The 13,481-nt window shown below is 42.2% G+C and carries 8 protein-coding genes; 5 read left to right on the forward strand and 3 right to left on the reverse strand.

What is annotated here, in order from left to right; all coding sequences use genetic code 11:
- Positions 1 to 51: 51 nt before the first annotated feature.
- A complete protein-coding gene (locus tag OQY15_RS12980; RefSeq protein ID WP_265792192.1) occupies positions 52 to 2,460 on the reverse strand; it encodes an ATP-binding protein in 2,409 nt (802 codons plus the stop codon).
- A 180-nt stretch (positions 2,461 to 2,640) separates the two neighbouring features.
- Here OQY15_RS12980 and OQY15_RS12985 point away from each other — a divergent pair, with 180 nt between their 5' ends.
- Entirely contained in the window at positions 2,641 to 2,817 is a 177-nt protein-coding gene (locus OQY15_RS12985) for a hypothetical protein (protein ID WP_265792193.1), read from the forward strand.
- Positions 2,818 to 2,825: 8 nt separating this feature from the next.
- On the opposite strand, the gene OQY15_RS12990 is transcribed toward OQY15_RS12985, so the two are convergent.
- Positions 2,826 to 3,797: a DNA/RNA non-specific endonuclease gene (locus OQY15_RS12990; RefSeq protein ID WP_265792194.1), complete on the reverse strand. Its 972-nt coding sequence runs from the start codon at positions 3,795 to 3,797 to the stop codon at positions 2,826 to 2,828.
- 294 nt (positions 3,798 to 4,091) lie between these two features.
- Between OQY15_RS12990 and OQY15_RS12995 the strand changes: the two genes are divergently transcribed.
- From OQY15_RS12995 to OQY15_RS13010, 4 genes are all read left to right on the forward strand, one after another.
- Positions 4,092 to 5,468, forward strand: coding sequence for an aspartate kinase (locus tag OQY15_RS12995; protein ID WP_265792195.1), 1,377 nt, complete (start codon positions 4,092 to 4,094; stop codon positions 5,466 to 5,468).
- A 789-nt stretch (positions 5,469 to 6,257) separates the two neighbouring features.
- Complete coding sequence (locus tag OQY15_RS13000; RefSeq protein ID WP_265792196.1) at positions 6,258 to 9,413, forward strand: SusC/RagA family TonB-linked outer membrane protein; 3,156 nt, start codon at positions 6,258 to 6,260, stop codon at positions 9,411 to 9,413.
- Positions 9,414 to 9,424: 11 nt separating this feature from the next.
- Entirely contained in the window at positions 9,425 to 10,909 is a 1,485-nt protein-coding gene (locus OQY15_RS13005; protein ID WP_265792197.1) for a RagB/SusD family nutrient uptake outer membrane protein, read from the forward strand.
- Between the two features lie 435 nt (positions 10,910 to 11,344).
- Positions 11,345 to 13,147, forward strand: coding sequence for a beta-galactosidase family protein (locus tag OQY15_RS13010; RefSeq protein ID WP_265792198.1), 1,803 nt, complete (start codon positions 11,345 to 11,347; stop codon positions 13,145 to 13,147).
- A 69-nt stretch (positions 13,148 to 13,216) separates the two neighbouring features.
- Here OQY15_RS13010 and OQY15_RS13015 read toward each other — a convergent pair whose 3' ends face one another.
- Positions 13,217 to 13,369 (reverse strand): lmo0937 family membrane protein, encoded by a 153-nt coding sequence (locus OQY15_RS13015; RefSeq protein ID WP_265792199.1) that lies wholly within the window; start codon positions 13,367 to 13,369, stop codon positions 13,217 to 13,219.
- Positions 13,370 to 13,481: the final 112 nt, after the last annotated feature.

Below are 13,481 nucleotides of genomic sequence, written 5' to 3' on the forward strand. Positions count from 1 at the left end.
TAATGTTGTGTTAATATTATCTTTATGTTAAGCATAACTGTGTTCTTAACATTAAACCGCCATACTGATTTCTGCTGCTTTAGACAGTCCGGTCAGCAGGCTTTCAATATGTATTGGTTTGGAGAGATAATCATTCATCCCAAGTCTTAAACATTCATCTTTATCTTCCTGCATTGCATTTGCTGTCATGGCGATAATCACCGGTTGCTTCATGCTGCTGTTGCGGATAGCCTGGGTTGCTTCCAGACCATCCATTTCGGGCATCTGGATATCCATCAGTATGACATCAATATCATGGCTGCTCAATAAAGTAAGTACTTCCAGGCCATTTACTGCCAGCACAGGCTCATATCCCAGTTTGGTCAATATCCTCATGATCAGTTTTTGATTGATCATATTATCTTCAGCCACCAGTATGTTCAATGGATTTTTCAGGGCAAAGTCTTCTGCCAGTAAGCCTGCATTGGCCTGTCCTTGTTTAGCCAGATCTGTGTTCGGCAGGATGTCCGTAGGGCGTACTTCCGTTTTCATGGTAAATATAAATGAACTGCCTTTGCCAGCCTTGCTCGTGGCCGTAATGGTGCCTTCCATCAGGTGCACAAGTCTTTCGCAAATAGCCAGGCCCAGACCCGTGCCCCCATATTTACGGGTAGTAGAAGAGTCTACCTGTGAGAAGGCCTTAAATAACCTGGATAGCCTGTCGGCAGGAATTCCAATGCCACTGTCACGCACTTCAAAAGAGAGAACAAGAGTGCCATCGGGATTGATACTGGCCAGTTTAACCCCCAGATAAACATCTCCCTTGCTGGTAAATTTAATCGCATTGCCCAGCAGGTTAATCAACACCTGTTTTAACCGTAGGCTGTCGGCCGCAATCTGTTCAGGAACCGCCTGGTCAACTTCATAGATCAGGTTGAGTCCTGCTTCAGCTGCTCTTCCCTCAAACATGTCAATCACCTCCTTGATACATCTTCTGGCATTGAAATCATGAGGATCAAGTTCCAGATTCCCGGATTCAATTTTTGAGAAGTCTAGCACATCATTGATCACGTTTAATAAACTTTCGCCACTGATCCTGATAGTATCTACATATTCAGCCTGCTCGGCATTTAATTTGGTATCGTGCAGCAGGGAGGTCATCCCGAGTACCCCGTTCAATGGTGTACGAATCTCATGGCTCATTGTAGCCAGGAAGATGCTCTTGGCCTGATTTGCTTTTTCAGCTTCTTCACGTGCGGATTCTTCCTGCTCTTTCTGGCCGTGTAAATCCTGGTTCAGCAGTTGTAATTCTTCCGACTGTGCCTGCAGTTCCTCTGACTGTACCTGCAACTCTTCGTTGAGGTCCTGCAATTTTATCGATTGAATTTGTAACTGCTCGGTATGGCGGTTGAGGTTGTTAATATAGGTCTTCAGGGTAGTTTTCAGCAAATTGAAATCCCTGTATAATTTTTCAATTTCATTGATGTGGGATGCGCTGCCTTTTCCGCTGTCTGACGACTGGATGTCTCTGAAATCTGAGTTGATAAAGGCTTCCATTCTGTTGTTCAGTTCCAGAATATCACGGGTCAGGTATTTAGAAAGAGTAAGACTAAGAAACATCACAAGCAACACGACCGCGACAGAAACGATTACGAGGATGGTGTTAAAATGTCCCTGTAACAGATGAGTTTCGTTGGTGGCTATGTTATCAGTATTGATATATTGCCGATCAAACTGACTGATCTGATGTTGTATTTGTGGAGAAATTCCGGCTTTATAATACACCCCGAGCTCCTTGGTATATTTCACAAAGACGCTGAACAGGTCCCTGTAGTTTTTGAGTGCCTGGTAACTTTCATCAGGGCTTGAACGCATCATCAGGGAGTCGATTTCGCGAAAGAACAATTGCTCATATTCTGGCTTTCCCCGCAGCATATAGTCCTTCTCATGCCGTCTCAGCTGTAAGATCTCGCTTGCCGGGATGGCTTTGGAGCGCTCAATCCAGTGTGCATACTGCCTCATTTTACCTTCCAGGCCTTCGTCTTCAAAGCCTTTTTTAAAATAAACGTCTTTGAGTGACCTTCCCAGATGAAGTGTTTGTCTGCTGATATGAATGAGGCTGTCCAGCGGCATATTCATGTCGAGGTGATTTTGCTGGGCCTTTGATTTAAGCCTTGTCAGGTTATTGATAATACTGTTCTGCAGTTCCAGAAATTTGTCAATATCTTTTTGTTTGCCTGTTTGATAAAAAGCAGGTTCATGATAGCCTGAAAGCATAAACTTCTGAAGATAGCCTGTGCTTTCCAGATACTGGATCCGGATACTGCCCAGACCGGTAGAAAAGACCTTAAGATTGCGCTGCTGGGCGTTGATGAACAGATAAGTACATAGCCAGATCAGGATAACCGGGATAAATGAGAAGAAACTTAGAAGGAGCCTGGCCTTGAAAGATTTTAAGAGACGTAAGTTGAAAAAGAGCACCAGCAAGAATACGAAAGCGCTAATACTACGACGTTAAATGTATGTTAAGTTACAACACCTATAAATGTGATGCCCGGAGCTCCGAAAACTTCAATTCGTCGATACATTTTAGCTATTGACCCGGACTGTTTTAAATTGTAACCGAATTATTACCAGATTCGCAGAACAATTAGAAACACAATGAGAAAGTTATTTTTTTTAATCGCACTGTTAACTGTTATTGCGATTTTATGGTTTAGGGAGAACACTGCAGAACTGTATTTCGGGCTCGCCCTGGCAGTGATCCTGAGCGTGGCCTACCTCCTCGGCCGGGTATCATGGATTAAGATCAAACGCATTCTGGTAGGTTTAAATTAAATCTGCCCTTAATTTCCACCTTTAAATTTTTCCACTTCAATACGGTTCTGCACTGACCTGGGCAGTGCAGACAGCAAATCATAACCCGTTGCCTTTTCGATGTCCCTCACTGTGCAGAGGTACTTCATCCAGTTTGGCGCTATCGCATTATCATTTGGTGTATCAACTGCAATCACACGCGTATTGGTATTTATTCTTTGCAGGTCATCACTGCCTTCAGGAATCACAATAACTACTTTCCAGATATGGGAAGGAACGTTGATTCTTCCATTGTCTATGGTTTCAGCATAGCCATTTTTGCCGCTTCCACCGCTGCCGTAGCTGCCCATGATGACGTATATTTCGTTTCCCTTTTTTACCTGGTTCCTGCAGTAGCTTTCCAGATGTTCCCAGGTATGCTGGTTATTGTTTGGCGCCTGTGGTATCATGTTGTTCATCAGAAAAGTAGAGGAGTTTGCAGCAGTAGAACTGGTACGGTCTCCGCTGGGGCAGTTGTGGCCCTTGTCAAAGCCGGAGCCTTTGTAGGCCGACTGGTTAACTTCATACCAACCCCCGGGCAAACTGGTGTCCGGTCTGAAGTTATTGAGGCGTTCCGTGTTACCCAGATCTTCAGCACCTATATGCCAGCTCACCCAGTTTGGAGTTGCCCTGCTACGGCTGTAACTTTCTATATAGTACTTGTGGTCGATCAGGTAGTTATCGGCATTAACTGTACTATTGGTGGCATTGCTGGGATTTCCAAGCAACATTTGGCTGGCTATACTATCATTTTTTTGTGGAGTCTCAGTCGCTGCATTTTTATAATGCTGTGGGGCAGCTGAGGAGGCCGGGGTTGGTAAGTTGATTTTAGTCCTGAGAGTATCTGAAGATACTTTACGGCCATAGGTATTAAAGTCGGTTTGCTGTGATTGCTGGCAACTCGTTTCGTAAAGCAATACGAGAGCGACTGAGAAGGGTAACAGTATATTTTTATAGTTCATTTCATCATTAAATTACGGCAAAGGTAATACTGTTGCAGCAATGGTTCCCGAGTCTTAAAATTTATAATTACTTTTTTAAAAAATTTAGGATATTACAATAATAGTATATACCTTTAATATAAAAGAAAAACACACACCAAAATAGGAGCCCTGTAGCATTTGCGCAGGGCTTCGCTTTTCTCTGTACTCAAATAAGTTGTAAGAAATACGCCTTTTCCGGCAGTATTAAGGGAATATTAATGATACGGCATCTGATATAAAATTGATACTTTAGGTCAATCATTTCTTAAAACCATGTTAACAGTAGAAAAAATAGGCGGTACTTCAATGAGTGCCCTTGAAGATGTTATTCAGAATATAATTTTATTTGAGCGTACAGGCGACCAATTGTACAATAGAATATTTGTCGTATCGGCATTTTCAGGTGTCACTGACTTATTGCTCGAAAACAAAAAGACAGGAGCTCCCGGAGTCTACCACAGAATAGCCAAACATCAGAACTTTCATAAACCGCTGAAAGAGCTGATCGTCAAACTGAAAGCGATAAATAAAAAGTACGCAGCTCTCGGACTTGATCTCAGTGCAGCTGATCAGTTTATCGAGAAACACATTTTGGAAGCCCAGACTTACCTCGAAAATTTATCCAATATACTGGCCTCGGGCTATGTAAGCAGGGAAGGCATTTTACAGGCAGCCAGGGAAATTCTGGCCTCGATCGGTGAAAGCCATTCGGCTTTTAACTTCACCAATATACTTCAGAATAAAGGAATTAATACCACACTCGTAGACTTAAGTGGTTTTGATGACCATCTTGCCTATACCATCGATCAAAGAATAAAACACGCCTTCAAGAGAATTGATTTTGCGAAAACGATTTGTATTGTAACCGGGTATGCCAAAGGTACCGAGGGAATTATGCGTGAGTTCGACAGGGGTTACTCTGAAGTGACATTCAGTAAAATTGCTGAATTTCTGAAACCCGAAGAGGCGATCATCCATAAGGAATATCATCTTTCTACAGCCGACCCGGCTATGGTTGGTATCGAAAACTGTATTCCTGTAGGATATACAAATTACGATATCGCTGATCAGCTTGCTGATGTAGGTATGGAGGCTATACACCCTAAAGCTTCCAAGCCATTAGAGATCAACGGTGTTAACCTTCGGATAAAAAATACGTTTGAACCTTCACATCCCGGTACACTGATCACACGCGAATTTGTTTCTGAGCATAAACGTGTCGAGCTGATTACCGGGACAGATAAGTTACTGATTATTGATGTATATGATCCGCTGATGGTGGGTAATGTCGGAAGTGACCTTCAGATTATGCAGATCTTTTTTGATCATAAATTGAGCTATACATTTAAGGCTACAAGTGCCAACAGCATCACTATCGTGATCTGGGAACGTGACTTTGATAAAAAACTCATCACCGACCTCGAAAGCAAATTTGAAAAAGTTACCGTAGAGAAAGCAGCGATGGTCTGCCTGCTCGGTTCAAATATGGATCAGCCCGGATTACTTGGAAAAAGTGCGCTTGCACTTACTGAACATGGAGTGGATATTAAAAGTGCAGGTTTCGCCCTTAGAAAAGTTAATATCCAGTTTCTCGTAGCCCGTGAAGATTTCCGGACAGCAATCATTGCGCTCAACAAAACAATGCAGTAGTACTGCTCAAATCTTTCTGGCGGAGACTTTAGGTCTCCGCTTTCTTTGTTTTTAGGGTTTATAGCCTCTCAACTTCTGGTTAATCAGTCCTGTTATTCCTGTTTAAGTTAAAATTTTTCTTATTTTTTCAAATAAATACAGCGATTTATGCCATGTTGCCTTGTTTGCTGGTAATAGTTGCTGCTGTAAGCAAAATTTTAATGTTACTACTCTGTTTTTCCGATTTATACTTTAAAAAATTGTTAATAAAGAACAGTTTTCTGTTTTCCGGGAACGATTGCGTAATTTAAAATCTTCTTTTATTTTTTTTATTTCTTCAGAGTGAGTACTCTTGCTTCCACTGATGTTTAAAAATTTTACTATTGATGTAAAATGGAAGATGTTGCTGATAAAAACTAAGCTGATACCTAAATAAATATTGGTTGATTGAGGTTATACATTCATATCAGGTAAATTTTCATGAATTTATTTATTTAGTCTACTAATTTAGTAGAATTATATTATATATTTGAATAATGAACAGACACTCTCAAAATCAACTTCTTTTCAAACTATATGTCGACTGCTATTCGTGTTGCAGATGCAGGCAAGAATTTGAAAGGTAGGTTGTTGTACAACTATTGAACCCGCCGGCCTTTCAATTCACGAAAGGCTTTTTTTTTATAAACAAATTCAAACCTGTAGCCTATGATATAAACAGCATTAAAGAATACTGATCAGGTCAGATCTGATCATTTTCATCTCACAATAAATAATCTCTAACTATTATATAACTAAACTAAAACTAAAATGATGAAAAAAATACTCTATTTAATAGGGGTAGTTTTGCTTTTTGGCGTACAAGCCTTTGCACAAACACGAACCATTACAGGTAAGGTCACCGATTCAGGTGATGGCACCGCACTACCAGGCGTAAGTATATCAACAGGCCGTGGAGGTCCCAGCGCAAGAACCAATGCAGCCGGTGAATACTCAATCAGCCTTCCGTCTGATTATAAAAGTTTGATATTTACCTTTGTAGGCTATGCTACCCAAACTGTTTCAGCTTCATCGGGCAGGGTTAATGTTTTATTGGTTTCCAGTCAGAATCAACTGAGTGAAGTTGTGGTATCCGGTTATTCCAGTACGAGCAAAAAGGATTTTACAGGATCGGCCGTAAAGGTGAGTGCTGCACAGATAGCAAATAAGCCGGTTCAGAGTTTTGATCAGGCACTTGCTGGTCAGGCAGCCGGTGTTAATATTATTCAGCCAAATGGTGTTTTAAATAACCCACCGGTTTTCAGGGTCAGGGGGTTTAACTCTATATCACTGAGTTCATATCCGCTGATTGTTGTTGATGGTGTTCCGGTATTTACTGGAACGACCGGCAATACGGCATCTGTAAGCAGTAACAGTGCATCCAATAACCCCTTGGGGGATATCAACCCTAATGATATAGAATCTATCGATATCCTGAAGGACGCCTCCTCTACAGCTATTTATGGTTCAAGGGCTGCAAATGGCGTCGTTGTTGTGACGACTAAAAAAGGGAAGCAGGGAAAAACAAGGGTGAACTACGATGGCTGGGTAGGTATTACGAAGGCGTTCAATTTACCAGATATGCTGAATGCCGAGCAATATGTCACCATTAAAAATGAAGCCCGTGCCAATACCACTCCAAGACTGGACCCCGGGTTTGCGCTGCAGCAGGATGCCAGTGGCAAAACTATTGACACTGACTGGTTTGATGTCGTATATCAGACAGGTGTTTCACAGAATCACAACATGAGTGTTTCAGGTGCCAGTGAAAGCACATCCTATTTCCTCTCTACTGGTTACAGTAAACAGGAGAGTTTTATCAAAACCAACTCTTTTGAACGTAAGATCTTCAGAGGGAACGTAGATCACCATTTGTCTAAAGCAATTACTGTCGGAACCAACTTTAGTTACAGTAATTCCTTAAATATTGGTCCTAACACGGGCTCTTTGCTTGGTCAGGCTTATAATACAGGAGGTCTTGCAAGATTACCGCTGGTACTTGCACCAAATGTTTCTCCTTACAGACCCGATGGTTCTTACAATATCACTGCTACCGGTACATTAGGACTGGGCGCGAATACAATTGCCAGTAATTACCCGAATGCTGTAGTACTGCTTGACAATGACAGGTTTACCTCAAAAAACGACAATATTATTGCCAACGTGTATGGTGAGCTGGAAATTGTGAAAGGTCTGAAACTGAAGACCCAGTACAGCCTGAATAAGTTAAATACTGCCAATACAACTTTCCAGAATCCACTTTCAGGTGACGGACAAAGTAACAACGGTTTGGCTTTGAACACGTTTGAAGAATATAACAGGAGAGACTGGACCAATACATTAAACTATATCGTTGCTATTGATAAACATCATATCAATGCTCTGGTAGGTCAGGAAGAATACCATACTACAAATGTTGGTACTGGTACAGAAAGAACCAACCTGGCAGACGGATACTTTAATAATTTTCAGGGTAACTTCCTCAATTCACGTAGTGTTGCTGCTACAGGTAACTTCAATACAGAAAATGGTTTCAGGTCGTTCTTTGGTACTGTAACTTACGATTTTGATAAAAAATATTTATTGAGCGGAACTTTCAGACGTGACGGTTTCTCAGGGCTTTCTGCCAACAATAAATACGGAAACTTTGGCGGAGCGTCAATTGGCTGGAATATCGCTGAGGAAGATTTCTTCAAAAACAGCAGCCTGGGAAATATCTTTGATGATTTCAAGTTAAAAGGAAGTTATGGAGTAGTAGGTAATATCGGGGTTAATGATTTTGCTTCGCTGGCGCTCTTCAATTCTGGCTTCTACGGCAGTACTTCTACCGTTTTCTTCAGCCAGGCAGGAAATCCTAACCTGAAATGGGAAACCAGTAAAAAGACAGATGCAGGTATCAGCTTCACCATGTTTAAAGGCCGCATCACGGCAGATATTGATTACTACAATAACAGTATTAATAACCTGATCCTGAATTCTCCGCAATCACCATCACGCGGTATCCCGGGTGATCCTGTTAATACCATTGCTGCAAACGTAGGCTCAATGTTCAACCGTGGTATTGAGTTTAACATTACCTCCAGAAATATTGTAAAGGACAATTTCAGCTGGACCACAAATTTCAATATCAGTACGCTGAACAATAAGGTGACAGCACTGGCAGAGGGTAACGCAGATATCTATGGATCAACTTCAGGTCTGGAAACCGCAAACATTACCAGAGTAGGTCATACACTGGGTTCTATCTTTGTAGTTCCTACAGCAGGCGTAAATCCGGAAAACGGGCGCCGTATCTTCATTAACCGCTTTGGCCGCGAAGTGCAATACAAACAAACAGGTGGTACAGCATGGACGTATCTTGATGGCACTCCGGCACCTGCAATTGACGGAACGCTCGACGGAAAAATTGTGGGCAAAGGTATCCCTACGTTTTATGGAGGATTGAACAACACTTTCACCTATAAAGATTTCGACCTGACCGTGGGTATTACTTTTTCAGGAGGAAATAAAATCTACAATGGTACTCAGGCGACGCTCAGAGATCAGCGTTTCTGGAATAACCATACGGATATCCTTAACCGCTGGACTACACCGGGCCAGATCACTGATATCCCAAGACTGGAATATGGCGATAATTATTCTAATGGTTCTGCTATTCCGAACTCTTCCAATGTTCAAAATGGGGCATATGCCAAGCTGAAGAACGTAGCTCTGGGCTATAAGTTTCCTACGGAACTGGTTAACCGCGCAGGTATAGCTTCATTAAGACTGTACGTACAGGCAACCAACCTTGCCGTAGTTACGGGTTATGACGGATCAGATCCTGAGGTCTCTACCAATGGTAACTCCAATCTAGCACCGGGCGTAGACCGTAACGGGGTTCCTTCCAGCAGGATATTTACATTCGGACTTAATGTGGGATTTTAATTTTGACAACAATGATGACTATAAGAAAATATAAAAACAGCATAAGTGTAGCTTTACTTGCATCTGTAATGGTGTTTGTTAGTTCCTGCACAAAGGATCTCCTTGATCCAACGCCAACAACCAGTATTATTGATAACGAAGCATTTGATAATCCTGCCCGGATCCTGCTTCAGGTGAATGGATTGTATTCCGGTGTAAAACATGGTGAGTTTTACGGAGGACGATATATCATTTATAACGAAATCCGTGGGGATGAGTTTATTGTAAACAGACCTAATGGTGTTACAGGATTGGACACCTGGGGACAAAATGTAAACTCCAATACCAATGAGGTAGTTAACCTATGGAGCCGTTCCTATGCAGCTATCAACCGTATCAACGTCTTCCTTGCAGGTTTACAGGCTAATATTTCGAAAATTGACGCCACTCTTGCCAATCAGTATATAGGGGAAGCAGAATTTTTGAGAGCTTTATCCTATCTGGCCCTGGTACAAACATATGCCAAACCATATGTTTTTGATAATGGCGCAAGTTTGGGAGTGCCGTTACGGTTAGTGGCTGAAACCACGCTTACCGGCGAAGGCACAAATGATCTGGCCAGAAGTACTGTGGCCCAGGTGTATGCCCAGATCATTAAAGACCTGGACGATGCTGAAACAAAACTTCCGGCAACCCCCTCCGCGGGTGCCTTCCGTGCTTTCAAAAACACGGCAATTGCTTTAAAAGCAAGGGTATATCTTACGCAGGCCAATTATGCACAGGTAGTGACAGAGTCTGCAAAAATCATCTCCACAACGGCGCCATTTCAGGCCCCTGCCGGAGGAAGCAGGCTTGACGCCAGCATCTCCAATGTATTCAATGGAGCATATACCGGAACAGCGACGGCTTCTGAAACATTATTGTCCTTACCGTTTACAACTACTGATGCACCGGGAACACAAAACCAGCTTGCATTTTATTTTAATACCTCACCAGGGAACAGTGAATATTATTTGAATGCTGCGGGCATCCTGGCTAATCCGGCATTGAACTCCACTACCGATGCACGTGCCACATTGCTGACCAAAGCAGGAACGATAACTTACCTGTCTAAATTCAAAACGGCATCACCTTTTACAGATTATATCCCTGTGGTAAGATATGCTGAAGTATTACTGAATGCAGCGGAGGCCAGTGCCAGAACGGGTAACCTGACAAGAGCTACCGACTTATTGTATGCTGTCAGACGTCGTTCTGATCCTGCTTTTACATTTCCTGCAGCTGACATCAGTACTGAGGCGAGTCTGGTAAACACGATTCTTACAGAGCGACGCATTGAGTTGCTGGGTGAAGGGTTCAGGACTCCTGATCTGAAACGTTTAGGTTTGGCACTGCCTACAAAGGGAAATGCAACTTCGGGAATAGCACCGGCTGTTGCGCCAACAGCACCTAACTATATCTGGCCGATCTCAGGACGTGAACTGCAAAGTAACAGACTGCTGGTACCAAATCCATAGTTAAATTAAAAGCCGGTTTTGCATCCACAACAACCGGCTTTCAAGTTATTACCTATCTCCAATATAATTTCCAGAAGAGATACTGGAATTAGTCCTGGATAATCTTGAATGATTGATGTAAAAATCTGAATAATTCAGAATAGTATAAATCCCCTAAACAGGTGATTATATCAAACAAAAGCCGGTCTGCATCCACAGTAACCGGCTTTTGACGTTATTAACTAACCTATCACCCCGACTCCGGTATAAATCCGGAGGCACCCCGGGGAAATCGAAATAAGGATATTTTACTTTGGTAAACTTCTGCATAAAACCAGGCTGCTGCAATGCCCAATAATGGGGGTTGTTTGACGATTATCTTGAAATAAATCTTAAATGCGCATTCTGAATGACGAAAATATTTAATTTTAGCTTTTAAACTATTCTATTATACTCATGAAGTACTTTTTTCCGATACTTTTATTCATTTTGCTGGCCGGGAATACTAAGGGACAGCAAAAACATTCATTTTCTTTTGCTAAAAACGAATTTATGCTGGATGGCAAGCCCTATCAGATGATCAGCGGCGAGATGCACCCTGCCAGAATACCGAAAATGTACTGGCGACACCGCATTCAGATGGCTAAGGCAATGGGGTGTAATACCATTGCAGCCTATGTGTTCTGGAACTATATCGAAGAAAAAGAAGGGGTGTTCGACTGGAAATCAGAAAACCGTGATATTGCTGAATTTGTACGTATCTGCCAGGAAGAGGGTATGTGGGTATTGTTCAGGCCGGGGCCTTATGTATGTGGAGAATGGGATTTTGGAGGTTTTCCACCTTATCTGCTGAGTATTCCTGATATCAGGCTCAGATGTCTTGATCCAAGATACATGGCTGCGGTAACTAAATATATTTCCGAAATCTCCCGTCAACTCAAACCGCTGCTCGTTACCAATGGCGGTCCGGTGCTGATGGTGCAGATTGAGAACGAGTATGGCAGCTATGGTAACGACAAGGAATATCTCAAAGCTTTAAAGCAACTGTGGGTTGATAATGGGATTAACGTACCATTTTACACTGCCGATGGTCCGACGCCATTCATGATGGAAGCGGGTACAGTTGAAGGTGCGGCTATTGGTCTCGACAGCGGGGGCAGTGATGCCGATTTTGAACAGGCTGCTAAACAGAACCCTGATGTGCCGGCCTTCAGTGCAGAATCTTATCCGGGCTGGCTTACACACTGGAAGGAAAAATACCAGAAGCCTGATAAAGCTAATATTCTGAAAGAAGTGACCTACCTGATGGAACACAAGCGATCGTTCAACTTATATGTGATACATGGCGGAACAAATTTTGGGTTCAATGCCGGTGCAAACGCTTTTACACCTACTCAATTTCAGCCGGATATCACGAGTTACGACTATGATGCACCCATTAATGAACGAGGTGAGCCTACCAAAAAATACTTTGCCTTGCGCGAGCTGATCGCCAAATACACCGGTAAAAAATTACCAAAGGTACCAAAACCTACAGCTGTTACTGTTGTACCTGCTTTCAGTATGCAGCCATTTACCAGTATCTGGAATGTGCTACCTCAAGCGGTTAAATCTCCGCAGGTAAAAACGATGGAGAGCATGGGTCAGTACAAGGGTTTTATCGTGTACCGGACAAAATTGATCGGTCGCAAAAGCGGTGAGCTGATGATCACAGAACCTCATGATTATGCATTGGTATTATTAAATGGTAAGCTGGTGGATACCGTGTATCGTGACGGTGGTAAATGGACTGTCAAACTTCCTGTGACGGATGTTAAAGATCCTGTGCTGGAAATCCTGGTAGAAAATATGGGGCATATCAATTTTGCCCAGTATATGATAGATCGTAAAGGTATTACGGACCGTGTTGCGCTTGAAGGTATGACGCTCTTCAACTGGGAAATCTTTAACCTTCCTATGGACGATGATTTTGTAAAGGGATTAAAACCTGCAGAGAAAAGTGATCTCCATGATGGCGTATTCTTTAAAGGTAATTTTACTTTGAAAGCTGCCGCGGATACTTATCTGGATATGAGTAAATTTAAGAAGGGTGTGATCTGGGTGAACGGGCACAATTTGGGAAGATATTGGAATGTGGGTCCGCAATTTCATTTGTACTGTCCTGCCAACTGGCTGAAAAAAGGAAATAATGAGGTTGTGGTATTAGATCTGCATCAGAAGGATGCGATGGATATTAGCGGTGTAAAAACACTGGAATAAACTGAGCTAAATCACATTGATAGAGCCGGCAGCATAAATCTGCCGGCTTTTTTGTTTTTATGATGTGATCTAGGCGGCACTTCTGATTAATCTCAAAATTACTGCGATTACTGCAATAACCAATAATGCATGAATAATTCCGCCTGTATAAAAACCTCCAAGGAAGCTGATGGCCCAAATGATAACTAGAATAACTGCGATTAAATAAAGTAAATTTCCCATAGTTGTAAGTTTTAAATAGTGTTTTAGTTTAAAATTGTAGATGTTTCAAGAACAACCTAATTCAGAGCAGATTGTTTTACAATAATTCATCACAGCTATAACAGGTCATGAT

It is taken from the genome of Pedobacter sp. MC2016-15 (assembly GCF_026239695.1).
GTDB lineage: Bacteria > Bacteroidota > Bacteroidia > Sphingobacteriales > Sphingobacteriaceae > Pedobacter.

What these genes read in the sequence shown, in the direction of transcription:
- OQY15_RS12985 (WP_265792193.1), top strand. Translation starts at nt 2,641, where the DNA reads ATGAGAAAGTTATTTTTTTTAATCGCACTGTTAACTGTTATTGCGATT.
- OQY15_RS12990 (WP_265792194.1), bottom strand. Translation starts at nt 3,797, where the DNA reads ATGAACTATAAAAATATACTGTTACCCTTCTCAGTCGCTCTCGTATTG.
- OQY15_RS12995 (WP_265792195.1), top strand. Translation starts at nt 4,092, where the DNA reads ATGTTAACAGTAGAAAAAATAGGCGGTACTTCAATGAGTGCCCTTGAA.
- OQY15_RS13000 (WP_265792196.1), top strand. Translation starts at nt 6,258, where the DNA reads ATGATGAAAAAAATACTCTATTTAATAGGGGTAGTTTTGCTTTTTGGC.
- OQY15_RS13005 (WP_265792197.1), top strand. Translation starts at nt 9,425, where the DNA reads ATGATGACTATAAGAAAATATAAAAACAGCATAAGTGTAGCTTTACTT.
- OQY15_RS13010 (WP_265792198.1), top strand. Translation starts at nt 11,345, where the DNA reads ATGAAGTACTTTTTTCCGATACTTTTATTCATTTTGCTGGCCGGGAAT.
- OQY15_RS13015 (WP_265792199.1), bottom strand. Translation starts at nt 13,369, where the DNA reads ATGGGAAATTTACTTTATTTAATCGCAGTTATTCTAGTTATCATTTGG.